Source organism: Halobaculum sp. MBLA0147 (assembly GCF_041361345.1).
Classification (GTDB): domain Archaea; phylum Halobacteriota; class Halobacteria; order Halobacteriales; family Haloferacaceae; genus JAHENP01.
Map to the genome: position 1 here is coordinate 324,039 of NZ_JBGKAD010000002.1, position 21,262 is coordinate 345,300.

The following is a 21,262-nucleotide window of genomic DNA, read 5'->3' on the forward strand; positions in this document are numbered from 1 at the left end:
CGCCGTCGACGACCGATCAAGGCGACGGCGGGGAGTGACCGAGTGCGTTCGCGAGGACGGTGTACCCGAGGTGTGTGACCCCGTGTCCGGCGAGCCCGAACGGGTGGAGGTTCTCCTGAGACGGACGCGGGAGGAGGCCACCGATCACGACGAGCTCGCCGGACCCGACGGAGACGGTACCCGCCGTGACGAGTGTCCCGGACCGACGCTCGCGTCGTGCGGCGACGGTGCCGCCGACACCGTCGAACGCGTCTGGCGCGATCCCGTACATCGGCACCTCCGACATCCGAGAGGCGTAGCCGACCGGGCCGCCGCGAGCCAGTTCCAGCTGATCGGACCGCGTTCCAGTCAGCAACGAGTGCTCCTCGACGCGGTTCCCGAGCGTGATTCTCCGTCCGGTCACCCGTTCGACGTCGTCGCCGGAGACGTCCAGCGGGAACTCGTCCGCACCGAGGAGTTCGAGCCCACTGTCGGTCACGACGATCGTCTCCCCGTCGGTGAGGAGCTCGCCGAGTCGCTGGACGTACTCGGGGCGATCCACGCCGGTGTCGGTCGGCACGACCACCGGGCCACTCGGATCGTCGGCGAGGTCCGTCGGACCGGTCACGGTGAACGTCGCACCCCCGTCCGTCGCCGGCTCGTAGTCCGGTATCACGTCGGTGATCGAGACGTCGTAGTCGCGCTGCTCGTACCCGAGTGCGACTCGTGGGTCGCGGGTCCGACCCGTCTCCACCCGTGTGGTGACCGAGCCCAGCGCGAGGCGCTCGCCGTAGGTGTTCGACAGTTCCACGCGCCACTCGCCGTCCGCCGGATCGGAGACTCCCCACGTGATCTGCCCGTTCGGTCTGGTCGCGAGCGTGCGCCGTTCGACCGTCCGGACGAGTACACCGTCCGGGTCGTACAGTGTCGCCTCCAGCGCGCCGACGGTCGTGTCGACCACGACGGCGAGTCGGTCGGTCTCTGCCTCGACCGGGACCGGCACACTCGTGGTCTCACCCGCTCGAACCGAGACGGGCACCGCCGTCGACGTGACACCGGTCTCCTCGCCGGTTTCCCCGGAGGCGTCTCCCTCCTCTCCGTCGCCGGACCCCTCCGAGCCCGACTCTCCGTCGCCGGACCCCTCCGAGCCCGACTCTCCGTCGTCCGACTCTCCCGCGGACGCGGCCGCTGCCGTGTCGGCCGTCGGGAACGGGAGTTCCGCCGCGGTCGCACCCGTGTCGTCGCCGTCGACCACCGTCACGGTCTGTTCCGCGGGTGTCTCGACGGTCGGCGACGCCGTCTCGTGGCTCGCCAGCGTCTCGAGAACCGTCTCGTAGGCTCGCGACTGGAGTTCGACTACCTCCGAGTCGAACGACATCCCGTCACCGACGCGGTTGTCCCACGCCATCTCAAGTGCCACGCCACGGGCGCCGAGTCCACCGGCCTCCGTGGGTCGACTCGCCCACGAGGCGAAGCCGCCGGTCGTGTTGTACCGCACCATGTCGAAGATGGTGCCGGCAGTGAACGTCGTCGACGGGACCGGTGGGGTCCGGTCGATCCCGTACTCCTCGGCGACCGCCTCGGCTCGCGACTCCAGTGCCGGTCGCGTCGTCTTGAGCAGGTCGCCGACGGCGTCGTCGAGCGCCGACTCGGTCTCGGCCGCGAAGTCGAAGATGGCGTACGCGTCCTCGTACTCGAACGAGGCGTTCATCGCGAGGAGCTTCACCAACTCCTCCGAGCCGAACATCCCGTGGAAGTCCGCGACCCACGCCACGTCGTCGTACCCGCGGAGGTGCTCGACGACGCCGAGTGCGCCCGGTACCTCCTCGTAGTAGTCGTGTGGTGTCGTCGGTACGTCGCCGTCGACTCCCGGGGCGTCGTCGACGAGGTTCGCCCCCCTCGGTTCGGCCGGTCGGTGGCCCGGATCGATCCACCCGACCGTCGGGTACTGCCGGTTCGGATCGTGGTCGGTGCCCGTGACGCGCTCGAACGCGTTCCCCGGTGGGTTCACACCCGCGCCGAACCGCCCGTCGACGGTGAACGGGAGCCGCGCGACCCACCCGTCGGGGTTCGGGAAGACGAAGACGTACGCCGTGTCTGCGAGGGCGTCACTCGCGTCCGCCTCGCCACGACAGAGGCGTTCCAGGAACCGGACACCGGCCTCGACACCGGCCCGCTCGTCGCCGTGGATCCCGAGCGTGACGACGACCTTCTCGCGTCGTGCGAACGCCTCGCGGTCGGTCACGTTCTCGGTCACCTCGACGACGTGGACGTCCTCACGAGTCGTCTCGCCGGCCTCCACGTCGAGGTGGCCGGGACTCTGTGCGACGCGTGTGTGCCGGAGTGTGTCCGAGTACTCGGACGCTAGGTGGTCGACACCTTGCACGAACTCGGGATACGAGACGTAGTCGACGGCGTCCGTCGGGGTCGGGAAGACGCGGTCGGCGTAGTGTTCCAGCAGCCAGAACGGGTTGGCGCCCGGAGCGTACAGGACGGTCGTGACGGCGTCGAGTCGGAGGATCGCACGCAGCGACTCGAAGTCGACCGACACTCGCGCGTACGCCGCCGGTGTCTCCGTCTCGGTGGTCGTGGTGACACCGTCGAAGCCGAGTGTCTCGATCTGGTCGAGCCCGGACGGGTCGTCGACGAGGAACACCGTCGGGAGGACGGCACCCTCGCGCGTGTTCTGCCAGGCGGTCCACCAGTGCCGTGAGAGGCGCTCGTCGGGTGGGTCCGCGGCGGCTGCCGTGTCGGTCGCGGCACCTGCCAGTACGCCGGCGCCGGCGAGACCGCCGATCGTTCGGAGGACTGTCCGTCTGTCCGTAGCGCGTGTGTCGCGTGTCATGGGAACGGGGACGACTCGGCCCGATCGAGTGGACCGAGTTCCGCACCGAACCTGTCCGGGTGGCCGTTTGACTCTCCCAGCGCACTCTCTGTGCGTGAGACACTGCTTCACTCGGTGTGATCGTCGGTGGGGATTGTCGTGTCTCGGTCCGCTCGGTCACGGTACCGGGCGGCGGGCACCGACCACCCCGAATCCCCCGTCGACCCCGCCGGCGTCGTCGGACGGAGTGCCCCTCGTCCGTCGACTGCCGACGCGTGACCGTCGCTCGGTTCTCCGACGTTCTCCCGTCGCGTCGACGGCCGTGTGAGACGACTCGTCACACCTTTCGCGTCAGTCACGTCACTCTGTGCACCAGTCACGTCACTCTCCGTACCAGTCACGTCACTCTGTGCACCAGTCACGTCACTCTCCGTACCAGTCACGTCACTCTGTGCACCAGTCACGTCACTCTCCGTACCAGTCACGTGCTCGCGCATCCTCACGGTCGTCTGCCCGACCTCCAGGGGCGACAGTGTCGACGAACGCCGCCGGTCGTCGGAGGGCGTGGAGCCGGTGGTCGGTACCGACCGTCGACACCACGACCGTTCGGCTCCCCGGTCTCACCCGGTCGAGGAGACTGTTCTCGGTGTGCACGTCCGTGATCGTCTTCCGACGGACCGAGCACTGCGGCGTCTCGAGGAGTCGGTCGTACACCACGACTCGATTCGGGTACACGTGGTACTCTCGGTGACCACGCAGCACGTCGACGGCCACGACGCGACCGACCCCGACCAGTCCCACGGCGAGGGTGAGCGCGGCGGTGCCCGCCCACAGTCCGCCGAGGAGCCCGACGACGGCCACGACGAACACGAGGAGGAGGTACGGCGGGACGAAGAGGAACAGTGGCGCGAGCCCCGGTGCTCGGACGAGCAGACTCCGCCGGTCCACCGCGAACACGGCCACCGGATCTGCCGCCGGTGGCTCCGGGTCGTCGTCCTCCCACACGTCGCGTGTCGTCGTCTCGGTCCCGATCTCCCCGAGGTCGACGATCGACTTGGCGAGGACGACACCGGCCAACAGCGCGGCGGGCACCGCCCCGTACTCGGCGAGGACGATCCCGCCGCCGAGAGCGAGGACCACCACCCCGGCGACGTACCGTCGTCCCATCGCCGATCGCACCGTGTCGTCCGTGTACCGCGCGGCGCGGACGTAGTCGACGGCGGCGACGAGCTGGCCGAGGAGCACGCCGACGATCCCGACGGCCAGCGACGCTAGAGGGAGGCCGGTGTCTGCCGTCGCGACGACGACGAGGCCCGCGATCGGCCAGAAGAGAACGACGGCGAGGAGGCCGCCGAGGACGACCGGGACGTTCCGTGGGTAGATCGGGGGGAGCGGTCCGATCGAGACGCCACCGCTCTTGGCACTCCACGACGCGGCCGGGAGTCTGTCGTCGAGTGCCGTCTCGATCGGGTCTCGTCGTGCGAACAGTCCCTGGACAGCGCCGCGAAGTGTCGCGACCGCCGCTTCGATCAGGAAGACGACGAGGAGGGCGGCTGCGGGCCAGTCGAAGGCGACGACACCGACGAGGACGCCGGCGTTGGCGAGTATCGACCGGAGAACACGGACGCGCCAATCGGAAGCGATCACGCTCTCGTGTCTGTCGCGCCGGTGGGATACCTCTTCGATCGTGTCTCACGACGCGAGACACGCCAGTAGGTTACAGTTGTCTCTCGACGGCACCGTGTGCCCGTGATCGAGAGCGACGACCGACGACCGATTCGAGGCAGTCACTCGGAGCGTGCCGGCGAGGTCCCCGAGTCGCGTCGGCGTGGAGGGACTCGTGAGTGACGCTCGATTGCAGACGAGGAATCTCGGGAAGCAGTACGGCGACAGGTGGGCCGTCGCGGACGTGACGCTCGACTTCGACGAGGGCATTCACGGCCTCCTCGGTCCGAACGGGGCCGGGAAGTCGACGCTGATGCGGATGGTGACGACACTCACCGACCCGACGACCGGAACCGTCCGCTGGGACGGGGTCGACGTGACGACGTCTCCGGACGCCGTGCGGTCCGTACTGGGGTACTTGCCGCAGTCGTTCGGTGCGTACCCGGAACTCACCGTCGAGGAGTTCCTCGAGTACGTCGCGACACTCCGTGGGCTCGACCGAGAGACGGCGTCTGCACGCGTCGAAGAACAACTCGCAGTGACGAACCTGACAGACGTGCGTGCAGAGCGAATCGGTACCTTCTCCGGCGGGATGCGTCGCCGCGTCGGCATCGCGCAGGCACTGATCAACGACCCGGAACTGCTGATCGTCGACGAACCGACCGTCGGACTCGACCCAGAGGAGCGAGTCCGGTTCCGGAACGTCCTGTCTGCGACCGCCGAGGACAGAGTCGTGATCCTCTCGACACATATCGTCCCGGACGTGGAGGCGACCGCCAACACCGTCGCGCTGTTGAACGACGGGACGCTGGTGACACACACCGACCCGGAGTCGCTCGTCGACCACGTCGCCGGCGACGTGTACCGGGCGACCGTCTCCCGAGCAGAACTCGACGATCTCCGCGAGGGTGTTCGCGTCTCTCGAACCGTCCAGCGAGCAGACGGTGTCGAAGTCAGATTCTTGGCAGACGACCCACCGACCGAGGACGCCGAGCCGGTCCCTCCGACACTCGAAGACGCGTACCTCGCACGGATCGACGGTCGGGAGGGGTTGTGACGTGCGCCACGTCCTCGCTGTCGCACGGACGGACCTGCGTCGGCGACTCCGCACGCCTCGCACGCTCGCCGTCCTGTCGGGGGCCGTACTCGTCGGCCTCGTGGCGGGTGTCGACGGGTTCGAACTCGTCTACCGTGGCGTCGACGGCCCACCGCACTACACGCCGCGACCGACGGCTGCCGCAGTCGCTCTCGAGACTGCCCTCGCCGGGACGTACGCCACGGTCCTCCTCGGGTACTTCCTCCTCCGTGGGACACTGACCGTGGCACACCGCGTGGGGGTCGACCGTGTCACGGCGAGTACACCACTCTCGGCCGCGTCGTACCTCGTCGGCAAGTGGCTGAGTCACGTCGTGATCGTGACACTGGCACTGACCGTCCTCGGGCTCACTGCCGTGGTGAATCACGTGCGACACGGTGTCGGCAGCCCCGACCCGCTCGGAACGGTCGTGGTCGTCCTGTCGTTCGGCCTCCCCGTCGGTGCACTCGTCGCCGGAGTCACCCTGGCCTTCGAGTCGACCGACCGACTCTCCGGAACGCTCGGGAGTATCGTCTACCTCGGACTCGTACTCGCGACGTTCGTGACGGGGTTGTCGACGTACGGTGGCGACCCGTCTACAGTTCCGACCGTCGTCGCAGCGACGGACCTGTACGGGACCGTCGCCGCCGCCCAGGCGACGACGGACGCGCTCGCGACCGTCGCACCGGCGTACGGCGGTGGCACGCCCGGGTTCTTCACCTCCTTCCTCGGCTCTCCGGTCGGAGCGACACGGACGTTCGACTACGGTGCCGGCTCCCCAGTCTGGTGGGTCGGGCCGGGTGACGGTGCTCTCCCGGCGTGGTTCGCCGGACAGCGACTCGCAGTCACCGCCGTCGGACTCGTGGTGACACTCTGTGCAGCCGCTCCACACGACAGGTGGGCGCGGGTGTCCGAAGAGCCGTCTCGGTTACGCACACTCGGTCGCCGACTCCAGACGCTGGCCACCCGGTTCCGTGTGTCTCTCTGGACGTACGCGGTGCCGAGTGGTCTCGGCGGTTCCTCGACGACAGCGTCGGAGACGGACGACCCGGCGAGTCGTGCGCTCTCCGAGATCGCGTCGACACCGGTCGAGCGTCGTGGAGCAGCGCCGCTCGGTCGCCTGTTCTGGCAGGAACTCCGTGGCAAACTCCGCGGACGCCGCTGGTGGTGGTACGTCGGCGTCGTCGCCACCGTCGTCGTCGCTGCCGTCGCCTCCCCACCGCGCCGTCAGTTCGTCGCCCTCGCGACCGCGTGGCCGGTGTTCGTCTGGTCGTCGCTCGGTGTCCGAGCGACACACCGAGACCGAGCGGCACTCGTCCACTCCTCGTCCGCCGCGTACCGCCAACTGTTCGCCGAGTGGGCCGTCGGTGTCGTTCTCGCGTGTGTCGTCGCCGGGCCCGCGATCCTCGCCGACGGCGTCACCCCTGCCACACTCCTCGCGACGGCGTCGGTCGCGGTCTTCGCACCCTCGACGGCGCTCGCGCTCGGTGTCACGACCGGGTCGCGTCGGGTGTTCGAGGCGGGGTACCTCTGTCTGTGGTACGTCGGGCCGCTGAACGTTCCGGCGCTGGACTTCGCGGGGGCGACGCCGACCGCACTCGCCGCCGGGACACCGGCGACGTTCCTCGCGATCGGTGGTCTCGCCTTCGTCGCGGCAGTGCTCGCGAAACGACGCCACGTACACTGATACGACGACACGTTGGGATACGCACCCAAGCCACAGACGCCGAGACGCTGCGGAGGGTACAAGCCGTCGCCGACCGACTCCTCGTCCGGATGCAGTTCTCGATCGGAGACACCACGATCCACGCGCCTGCGTGGCGCGTCATCGTCGCACTCCTCGCCGTCGCCGCCGTGGCGTTCACCGGCTACGACTACGTCCAACAGTCGCGAGCGATCGACGACGCGACGGCGGTCGAGGCGACGGTGGTCGAGGCAGAGGTACGCTACGACGACTCTGGAAGAGGCGGTTCGTACGGGCTGGAGGTTCAGTTCGACTACCGATACCGGGGCACGGCGTACACCGGTGATCGCGTGTTCCCGGGTGCGTACGTCCCGACGTACGACGAGCGGGAGGCGGCCCGCGCGGCACTCGACGGACTCGAACCGGGCGACACGACCCGCGTGTACGTCCCCCCAGACGCACCTGGAGAGGCGTTTCTGAACGACCAGCGGCCACCCGGAACGTTGGACTTCTTCTGGCTCGGGCTCGCCGTCCTGGTGATCGTCGCTCTCGACGCCATCGGTCCGCAGAACCCCGACGCGACGGCAGACCTCCGACCCGAGGGTGCCGTCCCACCGGTCCACGAGCGGTCCGTGTTCGGACGCTTCCACGACCCCCTCGGTCGCTGGACGACCCGGTCGATCGCCGTCTGTACCGTCACGCTCCTCGGCTCGTTCCTCGTCGGGTTCGGGCTGATCGTCCTCCGGAGTGGCGGGATCTTCGGCCCGGCAGCAGCGTTCTCGGTCGACCCGACGGACCCGATCGGGATCGCCGGTGTCGTGGTCGCGGCGTCGTACGTCGGGCTCGTCGTCTCGCTGTCGCTGTACGGCGCCTGGTCGTTCGTCGAGTACCGGCGCCTGCGAGAGCGCCTCGCGGACCCGACACCGCCGAGTCCGTTCCGCAATCCGTCGCGACTCGTGACGCTGGTGCGTGGTGACGACGACGATCCGAACGAGTACGTCCGCCGTGTGCGACTGACGGGGAGTGCCGTCCTCGTCGCCGCGATCCTCACCGTCTCGGCCGTGCAGGTCGTGTCGTGAGACGACGGGAGAGAGCGTCCGCCGCTGTCGAGAGCACGAGACGGAACGAGAGGGTGTGTGGCGACACGAGAGAGAACTTGCGAGTGTCCGAGAAGATCCCTCTCGGTATATGTGGTCACTCGGCGAACCCCCGAACGGAGGTACCACAGATGCCGATCCGAGACCTTGCCCGAGACGAGATCGTGAGTGTCGGTCCAGAGACACCGGTCCTCGACGTCGCCCGGCGGATGCGCGACGAGAACGTCGGGAGTGTCGTCGTCACCAACGACGACGTACCGGCGGGAATCGTCACCGACCGCGACCTGACCACCCGAGTACTCGCCGAGGCGATGGAGGCCGACGGGCACACGGCAGACGACGTGATGTCGACGAACGTGTGTGCCGTCGGCCCGGACGCTGGGGTGTACGAGGCGCTCGAAGTGATGAGCGAGAACGGCGTCCGACGACTGCCGATCTGCGGCGAGAACGACGAGATCGAGGGGATCGTCACGGCCGACGATCTGCTGGAACTCCTCGCCGACGAGAGTCGACAACTGGCGTCCGTGATACAGACCCAGCGCCCCGGCTACTGATCGTCGCCGGGTGATCTCCGATTCCCGACCGCCGACGGGTCCGACTCCCGGTCGACGACCGAGCGGGCGTTCCGACCGGCGAGTGACCCCTCGCGTGGCGACTCACCGCACCGCGAGCACGGGAACTTCACTCGTCCGGATGGTCCGTGCGGTCACACTCCCGAGGAGCTGTCGTTCGAGTCCGGTCCGTCCGTGTGTCCCCATCGTGATCAGGTCGATCCGTTCTTCGTCCGTGTAGCGCCGGATCGTCCGGTGGACTGTCCCCTCGGCGACGTGGGTCACCACGTCTACGCCGCGGTCTGTACACGCCGTCTCGACCGTCTCGACGGCCTCCTCACACCCCTCCCGGATCGTGTCGACGAGGTCGGGGAGCGTCGGCCCGGCGGCGTACGCTCCGACGAGTCCGTCTACGTCGACGACGGACAGCGCGTGGACGGTCGCGTCGAACGCGTCCGCGAGTGCGACCCCGTGTTCGATCGCCGCGAGTGCGGCCTCGCTCCCGTCGGTCGGGAGGAGGAGGCGGTCGTAGTCGGTCGGCGTCGTCGTCTCTCGCTCCGGATCGAACGCGACCGTGAGGACCGGTACGTCGCTCTGCCGGACGACGCGCTCGGTGACGCTGCCGACCAGGAGCCGGTCGAGTCCGGTGCGGCCGTGTGTCCCCATCGCGACGGCGTCGATCCCCTCGTCGGCGATGTACGCGTGGATCGCCTCCGCCGGGACACCGTGTCGAACCGCGGGACGACACGGGAGTCCGTGATCGGTCACGACACGCTCGACACGGTCGACCGCCGCTTCCGCTCCCGCCTCCAGCGCGCTCACTCGCCCGGCGGCGGGTGCGTCGCGAAGCGCCGCCGTGTCGGGCGAGGAGCGCTCGTCGACAACGGACAGTGCGTGAACCGTCGCGTCGTAGACGGTCGCGACGGCCACCGCGTGTGGAATCGCGACCTCGGCGCTGTCACTCCCCTCGGTCGGGACGAGAATGTCGTCGTACATTGGCCCGACTACACCCTCCCCGAGGCGGCGAGTTCGCTCCGGCGCCACCGGACCGCAGGTTCGACCCCGATTCGGGCTCGGTGTTCGGTTCGGCTCCCGCGTTCGCTCTCTCGAGTCCTCACGCCGTGTGGTACGCGACCTGGTATCAAGAGTCGAGACAGTTGTTGTCACACACCGAGAAGAGACACAGTCGTTAGGTCGAAGTCGGCGAAACCACGTGTTCGACCGCGACGCCGTGACGGGGTCGCCGAGTCGGGATCGGCCACGGGTACGGCCGTGTAGTCGGCCACGACGGTGGGTCCGAGTGACTCGGTGCCGAGCCACGCGGTCCGACAGCCTCCCATGACCACCATCGAGATCGGCGACGAACTGAAGCACCGCATCGACGACCACCTCGAGGACGACGAGACGTACGAGGAGTTCCTGACGGAGCTGCTCAACATCTACGAGACGGAGGGCTCGTTCCTCCAAGAGGGGTACTCCGAAGACTGACGGGTCGAGACCGCGGCGCGGAGGTGATCACGAGGTGTCACTCGGGACTCCTCGGGGTTACGGGTGAACTGTCCGGCCGCGGGCGACCACGAGCGGCCGAGCGTACAGACGACGAGCCAATCGGGTCGAGTGTACAGACGACGAGGCCACCCGAGCACAGACGGCGACCACTCGTTCGAGAACACAGATGACGACGCCCCGTGTCTGGAGGGACCGGTGACGACTCGGAACGACCTCGGGTCGAGTGGATCGGCGGACCCGACACTGCGGCGGGGGCTCGGCCTGCTCGAGGTCGTGGTCTACGGTGTCGGATTGATCCTCGGCGCCGGAATTTACGCCATCCTCGGGGAGGCGACCGCAGTCGCCGGGACCGCAGTCCCGGTGTCGTTCGTCTTGGCAGCCGTCGTCGCCTCCTTCACCGGGTTGAGCTACGCCGAGTTGGCCTCGCGGTTCCCGAAGGGAGAGGGCGACTACGTCTACGTTCGCGAGGCGACCGGGAGCAAACGACTCGCGGAGGTCGTCGCGTTCCTGCGGGTGTTCGTCGGTGCCGTCTCGGCGGCGGCGGTCGCCCTCGCGTTCGGCGGCTACCTCACCGCCTTCACACAGACGCCAGTCGCCGTGGTCGGAGTCGGGCTGGTCGTCGTCGCCTCGGCGATCAACTTCTGGGGGATCGAGACCTCCGTCCGTCTCAACGTGGTTTTCACCGCCGTCGAGGTGGCGGGGCTCGTGGTCGTGATCTGGCTCGGCGGGGGCGCACTCGGACGGCTCCCCGCACTGGAGACACCCGCCGGCGTCACCGGTGTCCTCGAGGCGACGTTCCTCGTGTTCTTCGCGTACCTGGGGTTCGGCTCGATGGTCACCGTCGCCGAAGAGACGGAGGACCCGACACGGACGATCCCGAGAGCCATCGTCGTCGCCGTCGGGATCACGACGGTGTTGTACGTGCTCGTGGCCGTCGCCGCGGTCGCCGTCGTCGACTGGCGCGTCCTCGGTGCGTCGGCGTCCCCGCTCGCGTTGGTCGCCGAGACGGGCGGCGACCCGACACTCGGGACGGTCGTCGGCGCGGTCGCGTTGACCTCGACGGCGAACACGGTTCTCATCCTCCTGGTGTCGACCTCGCGACTGGTGTACGGCGTCTCGAAGTCGGAGTACCGCTCGTTCCCGGCGGTCTTCTCGCGAGTCCACCGGACCCGGCGAACGCCGTACCTCTCGGTCGCACTCGTCGGCGGGGTGACGGTCCCGTTCGTGTTGATCGGGGACTTGGGTGCCGTCGCCAGCGTCGCCAACGCGGCGCTGCTCGTCGTCTTCGTGGTCGTCAACGCCGCACTGGTGAAGCTCCGCTACGACGCGCCCCGGGCCCACGAGGGATTCACGGCACCGCTGACCGTCGGACGGTTCTCACTCACCGCGATCGCGGGTGTCGTCACCTCGTTCGGGCTCCTCGTCGTGTACCTGTGGAATCTGCTGTGACGGCGTAGTCGTCGCGTCACCCCGGGAGGAGGTAGTTGACGACGGCGACGACGATCCCGGCGAGTCCCATCCGGCCGGCGGCGACGTACCACCGCTGTCCCGAGATCGACCCCATGTACGCCCCGAACGTGCCGAGGATCGCGACACCGAGCGCGACGGCGACGAGGGCGGCCTGCCCCATCGTCAACAGTGTCCCCTCCAGGAGGAACGGCGTCAACGGGATCGAGATCCCGACGACCGGTCCCAACCCGCTCGTCGTCGCGTGGACGAGTCGGACGCCACGACGTTCGCGTTGGATCCGCGTGTCGTCGAGATCCGTCAGCATCGCTCGTTCGACACGCTCGATCTCCGCGCGTGTCTCGGCGCGTTCGATCTCCCAGACGCTCCAGACGGCGGAGGTGCCGAGCCCGATCGTCGCCCCGAGTCCGATCTCGACGACGGTGAACCCGTCCGAGACGCCCGAGAGTGTGGCCCCGACGACGAGTCCGATACAGGTGAGTGTCCCGTCGAACCCGTTCGAGACGAAGTACCGCCGCGAGATCGCGAGGACCTCCTCTCGTCGCAGGAGCTGTCTCACGAGCCCGCCGAACGGGATCACGACTCTGCTCGCTCCGTCTGGTCGTCCCGGTGTCGCCCCGTCGCGTCTCCACAGGTGACCTCGTCGACGGAGTGGACCGCGGCACCGAGTTCCGTCACCGCCGTCTCCGCCGCCGCCACGTCCACGTCTCCTCCCTCGAACGTCACCGAGACGGTCTGTACCTCTCGATCCATCTCGACGAGGGAGGCCGTGACGGTGGCGACGCCGTCGGTGTCCGCGAGCCGTGCGGCGAACTCGGGGAGCGGCGGGGCGTCCGGTTTCAACACGTCGAAGACGATTCGGCGAACTGGGGCCATGGTGGGTCGGGCGAGACGTGGTCGGACTGGTCGGGGCGACGCGGCGACGGGTGTGATCGGCGTGTGGTGTGGCAGTGTGACCGGGGTGTGGTGAGTAGGTGCGGCCGGGGTGTGTCGTGGCAGTGTGACTGGGGTGTGGTGAGTAGGTGCGGCCGGGGTGAAGCGGGACGAGGCGGGGGCGTCGTCGCGTTCCAGTCGCCGTCGCCTGCCGCCTCGCCGCGTCTCGCCCCGTCTCGTGTCACTCGGCGTCGGACTGAATCTCGATCCGGTGGGCCTCCGACGCGGTGCGTCGCGGCAGTGTGATCGTCAACACGCCGTTGTTCATCCGCGCGGCGACGGCGTCTCTGTCCACCTCGTCGGGTAGCTGTACCGATCTGTGCAGCGACTCGTGACGGCGTTCGTGTCGCAGGTAGTGACCGTCGTCGCGATCGCTGGCGTCGTCGTCGTGCTCGGTGACGACCTCGTCGCGCTCGGCGTCGATGTGGAGTGTGTGGTCCGTCACGCGAACGTCCACGTCGTCGCGCTCGAATCCCGGGAGGTCGACCGTCGCCACGAACTCGTCGTCGTGTTCGACCAAGTCCATCGCCATCTCGTTCGCACCCGAGGTCAGTCGTCCGAGTGTCGAGTCCGGGTCCAGTGCGCGCGACGACTCCTCGAACTGCCGACTCATCCGCCCGAACAGCTGTTCCAACTCGTCGAACGGGTTGCGTGTACTCACTGTGGATCCTCCGTGGAACGCTACGCCGACCACCGTGATATACTGTGTGTCGGTCTCACACACTGCAGTCTCGTCGGCCTCGTGTCACTCGTCGCGACGACCGACACGATTGAAGCGTCGACCCGACGAACTGTCGGGACGACTGGAGGGCGATGCCGATGATCGGCCGACGAGAGGGAGGTAGAGCAACGATAGCTCGTCGCGACGAGCGTGTGGAGACGACGGTCGACCGGGTCGTCGGGAGTGTGGCGGCGTCGACCGGTCGGAGCGAGAGGGGACAGTGACGACGACCGACTGCACCGACCGGAGTGTCGGCGGTGGCACCACCCGGTAGCCTCCGTCGGGTGGTCGCCCGGTACTGGGGTTCACTCCGTCGTTCTGGAGTCGTTCGCCGCGTTCGTCGTGTCGTCTCTCTGGAACGCGTCGGCCTCCTGGTGGGGCCGTTGTCGTTCGGGTGGACACTCTTCGCGTCTCCGTTTGGCCTCTCGCCGGCCGCCACCGCGACACTGGCGGGGACGCTCTGGCTCGCGACGTGGTGGGTGACGGAGGCGATCCCGATCCCGGCGACGAGCCTCCTCCCGGTGGTACTGTTCCCGACGACCGGGGTGACGGGTGTCGCCAAGACGACTGCACCGTACGCGGACCCGGTCGTGTTCCTGTTGCTCGGCGGGTTCCTCCTCGCGGTCGGAATCGAGCGCTGGGGGGTCCACCGGCGGGTCGCACTGACGGTCGTCACCGCGGTCGGTCTCCAGTCCGACCGGCTCCTCCTCGGCATCATGGTGTCGACCGCGCTGCTCTCGATGTGGGTGTCGAACTCCGCCACCGCGATGTTGATGCTCCCGGTCGGAGCGGCAGTTACGGCCGCTCTCGACCCGGACGCCACGTGGCGGCCCGACGAGATCCCGCCCGACGAGACCCCGCTCGACGGCGACGCGCTCGGCGCGAGTGCGTCCGGTGAAGACCACGTCTCCACGGGGGCGGTCGACGGGACGGTCGGTGCGAAGCGCAGCCCACAGACACGCTTCGGACTCGCGACGATGCTGGGGATCGCCTACGCCGCCTCCATCGGCGGTGTCGCGACCCCCGTCGGGAGTCCACCCAACGCCGTCTTCGTCGGGGTCGTCGGGTCGCAGTTGGGGATCGAGGTGACGTTCCTCGACTGGCTGTCGTTCGCCGGCCCACTCGCCGCGGTGTTCCTGCTGGTCTCGTGGGGACTCCTGACTGCACTCCTCCGTCCGACACTCCCGGACGGCGTGGGTACCGAGGTGGTGCTCCGTCGTCGCCGCGAGGCGCTCGGACCGCCGTCGCGTGGCGAACGGCGCGTGCTCGCCGTCGTCGCCGTCGTCGCAGCCGGGTGGCTGCTCCGGCCAGTGCTGGTCGCGCCGGTGGTCCCCGGCGCGTCCGACGCGGTCGTCGCGATCGCGGGTGGTGTGGCGCTGTTCGTCGTCCCGGCCGGCGACGGCGAGCGCAGGCGTCTCTTGACGTGGACTGACGCCGCCCGCCTCCCGTGGGGAGTCTTGCTGCTGTTGGGCGGTGGACTCTCGTTGGCGAACGCCATGCAGACGAGCGGTCTCGATACCGCCGTCGCACGAGCGTTGGCCGGGCTGGGGACACTCCCGGTGGTCGGACTCGTCGCGGCGTTCGCCGCAGTCGTCGTGTTCTTGACCGAGGTCACGTCCAACACGGCCACTGCGGCGGTGTTCGTCCCGATCGCGATCACACTCGGCCCGTCGCTCGGGGTTCCGCCGGTCACACTCGCCGCGACCGTCGCGCTCGCGGCGTCGTTCGCGTTCATGCTCCCGGTCGCCACACCGCCGAACGCGGTCGTCTTCGCGAGCGGCTACGTGACTGCCGGACAGATGTCGCGAGTGGGGTTCTGGCTGAATCTACTCGCCATCGCCGCGCTCGTCGCGACCACCTACCTCTGGCTCCCGATCGCACTCGCCCCGCCGTAGTCGCGAGCGACGAGGGACGATCACCCCGTCCGACGCAACCGCGAGAGTGACAGCCACGCGACCGCCGCGGCGAGGCCGGCGAGCAGTACGGCGACGACCACGGCCACACCGTCTCCGGATGCGCGACCGAGGAGGAGCCGCCACGCCGGTCCGGTGACGCCGCCCGCTCGCGCGGCGACGACGACGACCAACACGGTCGGGATCAGGTACTTCACGGCGGGGAAGAGACGGCCGAGTTCGGACCGAGTGGCGTCGTCGTCCGCCACCCAGACGAACACGGCCACCAGACACAGCGCCGACAACGGGAGTGCGAACGTCCCGACGGACTCGTCGATCACGTCCAACACCGGACGACCGAGGGCCGTGAGCCCGACCGGACTGTAGCTCAGTGCCGACGGGACACCGGCGAGGACCACTCCGGCCGTCGTGAGTGCCGTCGCGCCCGACCGTGACAGTCGGGTCGTCGTCTCCGCCGCCGCGACGCCGACTTCGAGGAGTGCGACCGACGAGGACAGCGCAGCCAGTGCGAGTAGTCCGAAGAAGCAGACGGCGACGAGCCGGCCGAGCGGCATCACGCGGAAGGCGGTCGGTAGCGTGGTGAACGCCAACTCCGTCCCCAGCGTCGGTTGGAGCCCGAAACTGAACACGATCGGGAACACGACCAGTCCGGCGACGAGTGCCGCCGCGACGTCCGCGACCACGACCACGACCGACGACTCGAGGAGGTCCGTCTCGTCGGTGACGTAGCTGCCGTAGGTGAGCATCACTCCCTGTCCGACGGACATCGAGAAGAACACCTGTCCGAACGCGGCGCTCCAGACCCCGAGATCGGTCAGCGCGGCGAGTCGCGGCGTGAAGAGGAACGCGACCGCGGTGTCCCACCCCGACAGTGTCGCCCCGTACACCGCGAGTCCGACGAGCAACAGTGCCGCAGTCGGCATCGCAACCGTCGTGAGTCGCTCGATTCCGCTCCGAACGCCCCCCGAGACGACGACGCCGGTGATCGCGGTCGCGGCGAGGAAGCCGGCGACGGGGGTCCACCCGGTGACGAACGCCGCGAACGTCGTCCGCGCACCACCGAGCCACCCGACGAAGAACCCGAGAACCCACCCGGTGAGGACCAGGTAGTAGCTCGCCAGCAGGAGTACGCCGCCGAGGACCGCCCACCCGACCATCCGGTACTCCCGGCCGACGGTCCCGAACGCCGAGACGAGGTCCGTTCGGAGTCGTCGTCCGACACCGAGTTCCAACACTAGCATCGGGACCGCACAGAGTACGACCGCCGCGAGGTACGGGACGAGGTACGCCCCGCCGCCGTTCTGTCCGACGACCGCCGAGAACCGCCAGACGTTGCCGAGTCCCACGGCGGCACCGACCGTCGCGAGGACGAATCCGAACTGCGACGACCACCGTTCCGTCGTCACGGCTGGGCGTGATCGACCGACGACGGTCGACGGGTGTCTCTCGGCGCGGTGTGTCCACTCACTCCGAGTCGTCCACTCACCCGTCCGACTCGTCGACGACGGTCTCGGCATCCGACTCTCCGCGTTCGGTCCACCCGCCTGCGTCGACGATCGTGAACAGCTTCTGCCAGTTCTCGTCGTCCTCGCCGGGTGGGAGTTGGTCTCGGAGTTGCTGGAGATCCGACGGCGGGACGAGTTCTGCCACCAGGTCGACGATCACCTGGGCGTGGTAGGCCGCCTTCGGCGGGTCGACACCCTCGATCTCGGCGACACGGGCGACGTACTCCTGCCAGTCGAACCGTTCCCCGTGTTCGTCGACCGCGCCGGTCGGGTACCAACGAACCTCCATCGGGAGCGACGCCGCCAGGTCTGCGGCGTTACCCTCCGGGATCCGTCGCCCCAGCGTCGTCAACACCGCTCGCGTCGCTCTGACCGACTCCCCGGTTCCCGGGAGTTGGAGCCGGTGTTGGACCGTCCCAGTGAACTCGTCGAAGTCCATGCTGATCGTCTCCCGATTCGAGACGCGGCTCGATAAAGCCACACGCGCGTCGCAGCCGCTGCGACGACGGTGTCGGGACTCGACCCGACCGAGGCGAGCACTCCACCGGCAGGTGACAACTCGGCGGAGACGGGGATGTACGGCCCGCCGGGAGCGGGGTGTACGCCCCGTACAGGAGCCCGCACCCGAACCGGCGAGCCGCCGCTAGAGACGGTGTACGGCCGTCAACCGGTCGAAAACGACCCGAACGGCCGTACGGGTATATCCGACGCCCTACCCAGTGTGTCACTACCGATGTCGACGACGTTCGATCCACGAGCCGGTCCGGGACAGACGCCTTGGCGACGGCAGCAGACTACACACGAGACCGACACGCGCCCGCTCACTCGCCCCGCTCGGGGGTGGTCACAGTGACGGCACTCCCACGACGACTCGACCGACTCCCCGACGTGCCGACCGAGACCCGCGCGTGGACCGCACTCGCGGCGTTCGGACTCGCCACGGGCGGCTTCGTCGCCGGGGTGGTCGGTATCCTGTTCACCCGCCCGACGGCTGCCGCGCTCGGACTCGTCGGGACGGAGGCGTTCGAGTACGCCTCCGGCACCCTCATCCAGGTCGGGTTCGCGGGATTCGCGGTCGCGTACCTGCTCACTCGCAGCGACCGCGAGCGGTTCGTCCGTGTCCGACGGCCCTCCGTCGAGGGCGTCGCGTGGCTCCTGCTCGGGATGCCGTTGACGATCTACCTCGGCCTCGGGGCCGGTGAACTGCTCACGACGGTGCTCGGCCCCGCCGCACACCACGGTGCCGGTGGCGGCGAGTTGGCGTTGGTCGCGAACCTCCACCTCCTCCCGGTCGCGATCGGGTGGCAACTGCTGTTCGCCGCGCCGGCCGAGGAGCTGGTGTACCGTGGGATCGTCCACGGCCGTCTCCGCGCGGCGTTCGACACCGTCGGCGTCGTCCTGCTCGGAGCACTCGCCTTCGGGTTCATGCACTTCCTCGTCGGGCTGCTCACGCCGGGCTCCGTGAGCGCACTCCGGTGGGGACTGTCGACGGTCGTTCCTGGCCTCGTCTGGGGACTCGCCTACGAACGCACCGACAACCTGGTCGTCCCGGCGGCGCTCCACTTCGCCTCGTGGACCGTCCCGTTCGAAACGATTCTCCCGTTCGTCTGAGACGACAGTCTCTGTACAGGGTTGACCGAGCCGCTCCCGGCGTCTCCCGTCGCGGACCGTGTGGGGGTACGTCTCGGACCCGCGTCCGTGATGATCGCAGGGCGGAGGAGGGCATCAGAGCGGAGGAAGGCATAAGTCATTATCACGATAATCATTATTCAGAGTATGACCTTTCACGACCGCTCGGCGGAACTCGACGCTCTCGAGACAGCGTTCGAGTCGACGGGGCACGCCTTCTACGTGGTGTACGGACGACGCCGTGTCGGAAAGACGGCACTGTTGAAGGAGTTCTGTACCGACCGCCCACACATCTACTTTCTCGCAGCACAAGAGTCCGAGTTTCGGCAACGCGAGAAGTTCGTCGAGCGGGTCGCGACACACTTCGACGACCGCGTCCCGCGGATCGACGGGTGGGACGAGGCACTCGAGTACCTCGGCGACCGGCTCGCCGACGAACGACTGATCGTCGCCGTCGACGAGTTCCCGTACCTCGTCGACGAGAACGACTCGCTCCCGTCGTACCTCCAGTCGTTCGTCGACGAATTACTCGTGGATACAGACTCGATGCTGGTGTTGTGTGGCTCCAGTGTGAGCACGATGGAGTCCGAGGTTCTCGGCCACGAGAGTCCGCTGTACGGCCGCCGTACGGGACAGATCGACCTCGAACCGTTCGACTTCAGAGCCGCTCGCAGTGTCGTCGGGTACGACATCGAGGACGCGATCAGGTCGTTCGCCGTCACCGGCGGCACCCCGATGTACCTCACCCTCTTCGACTACGACCGTCCACTCGGAGAGAACGTCAGAGAGAGCGTCCTCTCACCGACGGCGGTGTTGTACAACGAGTCGGAGTTCCTTCTTCGAACGGAACTACGAAGTCCGGCTCGGTACACGAGTGTTCTCGAGGCGATCGCGACCGGCCACACGACGCCCAACGAGGTCGCCGGAGCGACTGGTATCGACTCGGGCCCACTGTCGAAGTACCTCCAGACTCTCCGACGCCTCCGACTGGTCGATCGCGAGGTCCCAGTGACGGCGTCGCCGAAACAGTCCAAACGGTCGCGGTACCACGTCGCGGACGAGTTCCTCCGGTTCTGGTTCCGGTTCGTGGAGCCGAACCGATCCAGTATCGAGGAAGCGCCCGGTGTCGTCTACGAGCGGTCGATCGAACCGACCCTCCCAGACCACGTCGCACCGACCTTCGAGCGGATCTGTCGAGAAGCCGTGTGGGAGGCAGTCCGTCGAGACGAACTCCCGCCGTACTCGGAGGTCGGCCGGTGGTGGTACGGGGAAGACGAGATCGACATCGTGGGACTGGCCCCGGACACGGACCGGATTCTGTTCGGGGAGTGCAAGTGGACGAGCGATCCCGTCGGCCACACACTCGTGTCCGACCTCCGAGAGACGGCCGAACGCGTCCGTTGGGGACCCGACACACGCGACGAGACGTTCGCGTTGTTCTCGCGGAGTGGGTTCGTGGACGGTCTCGCGGACGATCTCGGCGACGACTGGTCGCTGTTCGGGCTCGATGATCTTCGCGCGTTACTGTAGGACTCGGACCCGGCCGTCGCGGTGGTAGCGGCCCCGCCGCACGACCGGCGACGCTCGACGACACCGACGGAGGGGATTCATCCACCTTGGGGGACTCTCGCCGGCCCGCGTACGAACGCACCGACGACCAGACCGTGCCGACGGTGTCCACTTCGCCTCGTGGACCGTCCCGTTCGAGACGATGCCCCCGTCCGTCCGAGACGACAGTCTCGGTGACCCGTGGCTGTGAAACCCTCTCGTGACACTCACGGGGACTCCGTCTCACAGTCACGACTGTACCGGAGCCGTCGACGTGACCGAGTGATCGCGAGTCAGATCGACAAGAGGACCAACGCACCCGCCAACACGAGTCCGATCACGGTGAGTGGTCCGTAGAACAACCGCCAGTACGCACGGCGGTATCGCTTCGCCAACTCGTCCGGCGAGAGTGTGCTGATCAACAACGGGTCGTCTTCGGGTTCGGTGACACGGGGTGCCTCTCCGGGCTCGGCGGGCGTGGAGAGCGTCCCGCGAACGGTGAGTCGCTCGCCCGACTCGACGGCGTGTTCGCGGTAGCGGTGGGTCCCGTGGGTGCGACCGAGGTCGATCAGGTTCGACGTGTCGCTCGGCTCGGTGACGTCGACCTCGTCGCGGAGCCGCTGGAGTCGCTCCGGTGGCGTCTCGTCGGGAGCGACCTCGCGGTCACAGTCGAACTCGTCGATCTCGACGTGGGCTTCGGCGGTGTCGACCCCGACGAGCGTCTCGTAGCCGGTGAGTCTGTCGCCGAAGTTCGATCCCGACGCGGTCGAGGTGACGGAGACGACGACACTCCCGTCGTCCGTCTCGACACGGAGTCGATCACACCGGACGCCGTGTGCGCCCGGCATCCACTGTTTGAGCTTGCCGCTGTCTCGCCAGCCTTCGATCGACCAGACGACGAACGCGGCCGCCTCATCCGAGACGGGTCCGGTGACACTGGTGTCGGCGCCCACGGGTCCGGTGACGAAGACTGGCTCGTCTGGCCGACCCGTCGTGGCCGCCAGTTCCGACGTGTCTCTCACGAGACGGTACCGCTCGCGGTACCGCCGACCCTTGTAGAGTATCACGGAGGCCGGCAGCAACAGTGCCACGCCGAGAAACACCACGGCGGCAATCGCCTCTCCAGTGATCACGAGATCCGGTAGTCTCCGGCCGAACCTCA

The 21,262-nt window shown here is 68.3% G+C and carries 18 protein-coding genes; 9 read left to right on the forward strand and 9 right to left on the reverse strand.

Annotated features, from left to right (window positions below):
- Positions 1-16: 16 nt before the first annotated feature.
- Both RYH80_RS15895 and RYH80_RS15900 read right to left on the reverse strand, forming a co-directional pair.
- Positions 17-2,824 carry a M14 family zinc carboxypeptidase gene (locus tag RYH80_RS15895; protein WP_370904999.1) on the reverse strand — a complete coding sequence of 936 codons (2,808 nt, stop codon included), beginning with the start codon at positions 2,822-2,824 and terminating at the stop codon, positions 17-19.
- Between the two features lie 444 nt (positions 2,825-3,268).
- On the reverse strand, positions 3,269-4,450 hold the full coding sequence (locus RYH80_RS15900; RefSeq protein ID WP_370905000.1) for a DUF6498-containing protein: 1,182 nt from the start codon (positions 4,448-4,450) through the stop codon (positions 3,269-3,271).
- A gap of 193 nt (positions 4,451-4,643) precedes the next feature.
- Here RYH80_RS15900 and RYH80_RS15905 point away from each other — a divergent pair, with 193 nt between their 5' ends.
- The 4 genes from RYH80_RS15905 (at position 4,644) to RYH80_RS15920 (ending at position 8,878) form a co-directional block, all read left to right on the forward strand.
- Positions 4,644-5,525, forward strand: coding sequence for an ABC transporter ATP-binding protein (locus RYH80_RS15905; protein WP_370905001.1), 882 nt, complete (start codon positions 4,644-4,646; stop codon positions 5,523-5,525).
- A 1-nt stretch (position 5,526) separates the two neighbouring features.
- A complete protein-coding gene (locus tag RYH80_RS15910) occupies positions 5,527-7,230 on the forward strand; it encodes a hypothetical protein (protein ID WP_370905002.1) in 1,704 nt (567 codons plus the stop codon).
- Positions 7,231-7,319: 89 nt separating this feature from the next.
- Complete coding sequence (locus RYH80_RS15915; protein WP_370905003.1) at positions 7,320-8,306, forward strand: DUF3592 domain-containing protein; 987 nt, start codon at positions 7,320-7,322, stop codon at positions 8,304-8,306.
- A gap of 149 nt (positions 8,307-8,455) precedes the next feature.
- Positions 8,456-8,878: a CBS domain-containing protein gene (locus tag RYH80_RS15920; protein ID WP_370905004.1), complete on the forward strand. Its 423-nt coding sequence runs from the start codon at positions 8,456-8,458 to the stop codon at positions 8,876-8,878.
- 102 nt (positions 8,879-8,980) lie between these two features.
- Here RYH80_RS15920 and RYH80_RS15925 read toward each other — a convergent pair whose 3' ends face one another.
- Positions 8,981-9,871: a universal stress protein gene (locus tag RYH80_RS15925; RefSeq protein ID WP_370905005.1), complete on the reverse strand. Its 891-nt coding sequence runs from the start codon at positions 9,869-9,871 to the stop codon at positions 8,981-8,983.
- A 342-nt stretch (positions 9,872-10,213) separates the two neighbouring features.
- Between RYH80_RS15925 and RYH80_RS15930 the strand changes: the two genes are divergently transcribed.
- The gene (locus RYH80_RS15930; RefSeq protein WP_370905006.1) at positions 10,214-10,363 is read left to right on the forward strand and encodes a DUF7557 family protein; all 150 of its coding nucleotides are present in this window, start codon (positions 10,214-10,216) and stop codon (positions 10,361-10,363) included.
- Positions 10,364-10,579: 216 nt separating this feature from the next.
- Positions 10,580-11,833, forward strand: coding sequence for an APC family permease (locus RYH80_RS15935; protein ID WP_370905007.1), 1,254 nt, complete (start codon positions 10,580-10,582; stop codon positions 11,831-11,833).
- Between the two features lie 16 nt (positions 11,834-11,849).
- Here the strand turns inward: RYH80_RS15935 and RYH80_RS15940 are convergent, their stop codons facing one another.
- The 3 genes from RYH80_RS15940 to RYH80_RS15950 form a co-directional block, all read right to left on the reverse strand.
- Positions 11,850-12,431, reverse strand: a complete 582-nt coding sequence (locus RYH80_RS15940; RefSeq protein ID WP_370905008.1) for a VIT1/CCC1 transporter family protein — start codon at positions 12,429-12,431, stop codon at positions 11,850-11,852.
- On the reverse strand, positions 12,428-12,727 hold the full coding sequence (locus RYH80_RS15945) for a DUF211 domain-containing protein (protein ID WP_370905009.1): 300 nt from the start codon (positions 12,725-12,727) through the stop codon (positions 12,428-12,430). The genes RYH80_RS15940 and RYH80_RS15945 overlap by 4 nt, the downstream gene beginning before the upstream one ends.
- Before the next feature lie 238 nt (positions 12,728-12,965).
- On the reverse strand, positions 12,966-13,445 hold the full coding sequence (locus RYH80_RS15950) for an Hsp20/alpha crystallin family protein (protein WP_370905010.1): 480 nt from the start codon (positions 13,443-13,445) through the stop codon (positions 12,966-12,968).
- A gap of 434 nt (positions 13,446-13,879) precedes the next feature.
- On the opposite strand from RYH80_RS15950, the gene RYH80_RS15955 reads away from it, so the two are divergent.
- Positions 13,880-15,400 (forward strand): SLC13 family permease, encoded by a 1,521-nt coding sequence (locus RYH80_RS15955; RefSeq protein ID WP_370905011.1) that lies wholly within the window; start codon positions 13,880-13,882, stop codon positions 15,398-15,400.
- A gap of 20 nt (positions 15,401-15,420) precedes the next feature.
- Here RYH80_RS15955 and RYH80_RS15960 read toward each other — a convergent pair whose 3' ends face one another.
- Both RYH80_RS15960 and RYH80_RS15965 read right to left on the reverse strand, forming a co-directional pair.
- Entirely contained in the window at positions 15,421-16,824 is a 1,404-nt protein-coding gene (locus tag RYH80_RS15960) for a sodium-dependent transporter (RefSeq protein WP_370905012.1), read from the reverse strand.
- Positions 16,825-16,900: 76 nt separating this feature from the next.
- The gene (locus RYH80_RS15965; protein WP_370905013.1) at positions 16,901-17,362 is read right to left on the reverse strand and encodes a DUF2267 domain-containing protein; all 462 of its coding nucleotides are present in this window, start codon (positions 17,360-17,362) and stop codon (positions 16,901-16,903) included.
- A gap of 410 nt (positions 17,363-17,772) precedes the next feature.
- Between RYH80_RS15965 and RYH80_RS15970 the strand changes: the two genes are divergently transcribed.
- Both RYH80_RS15970 and RYH80_RS15975 read left to right on the forward strand, forming a co-directional pair.
- The gene (locus tag RYH80_RS15970; protein ID WP_370905014.1) at positions 17,773-18,534 is read left to right on the forward strand and encodes a CPBP family intramembrane glutamic endopeptidase; all 762 of its coding nucleotides are present in this window, start codon (positions 17,773-17,775) and stop codon (positions 18,532-18,534) included.
- A gap of 165 nt (positions 18,535-18,699) precedes the next feature.
- A complete protein-coding gene (locus RYH80_RS15975; RefSeq protein WP_370905015.1) occupies positions 18,700-20,082 on the forward strand; it encodes an ATP-binding protein in 1,383 nt (460 codons plus the stop codon).
- A 311-nt stretch (positions 20,083-20,393) separates the two neighbouring features.
- Here RYH80_RS15975 and RYH80_RS15980 read toward each other — a convergent pair whose 3' ends face one another.
- On the reverse strand, positions 20,394-21,233 hold the full coding sequence (locus tag RYH80_RS15980; protein WP_370905016.1) for a GIDE domain-containing protein: 840 nt from the start codon (positions 21,231-21,233) through the stop codon (positions 20,394-20,396).
- Positions 21,234-21,262 lie beyond the last annotated feature (29 nt).

Bases quoted from the DNA above. Each gene is read 5' to 3' on its own strand.
- RYH80_RS15895 (WP_370904999.1), bottom strand. From the start codon at position 2,824: ATGACACGCGACACACGCGCTACGGACAGACGGACAGTCCTCCGAACG.
- RYH80_RS15915 (WP_370905003.1), top strand. From the start codon at position 7,320: ATGCAGTTCTCGATCGGAGACACCACGATCCACGCGCCTGCGTGGCGC.
- RYH80_RS15920 (WP_370905004.1), top strand. From the start codon at position 8,456: ATGCCGATCCGAGACCTTGCCCGAGACGAGATCGTGAGTGTCGGTCCA.
- RYH80_RS15925 (WP_370905005.1), bottom strand. From the start codon at position 9,871: ATGTACGACGACATTCTCGTCCCGACCGAGGGGAGTGACAGCGCCGAG.
- RYH80_RS15930 (WP_370905006.1), top strand. From the start codon at position 10,214: ATGACCACCATCGAGATCGGCGACGAACTGAAGCACCGCATCGACGAC.
- RYH80_RS15945 (WP_370905009.1), bottom strand. From the start codon at position 12,727: ATGGCCCCAGTTCGCCGAATCGTCTTCGACGTGTTGAAACCGGACGCC.
- RYH80_RS15965 (WP_370905013.1), bottom strand. From the start codon at position 17,362: ATGGACTTCGACGAGTTCACTGGGACGGTCCAACACCGGCTCCAACTC.
- RYH80_RS15975 (WP_370905015.1), top strand. From the start codon at position 18,700: ATGACCTTTCACGACCGCTCGGCGGAACTCGACGCTCTCGAGACAGCG.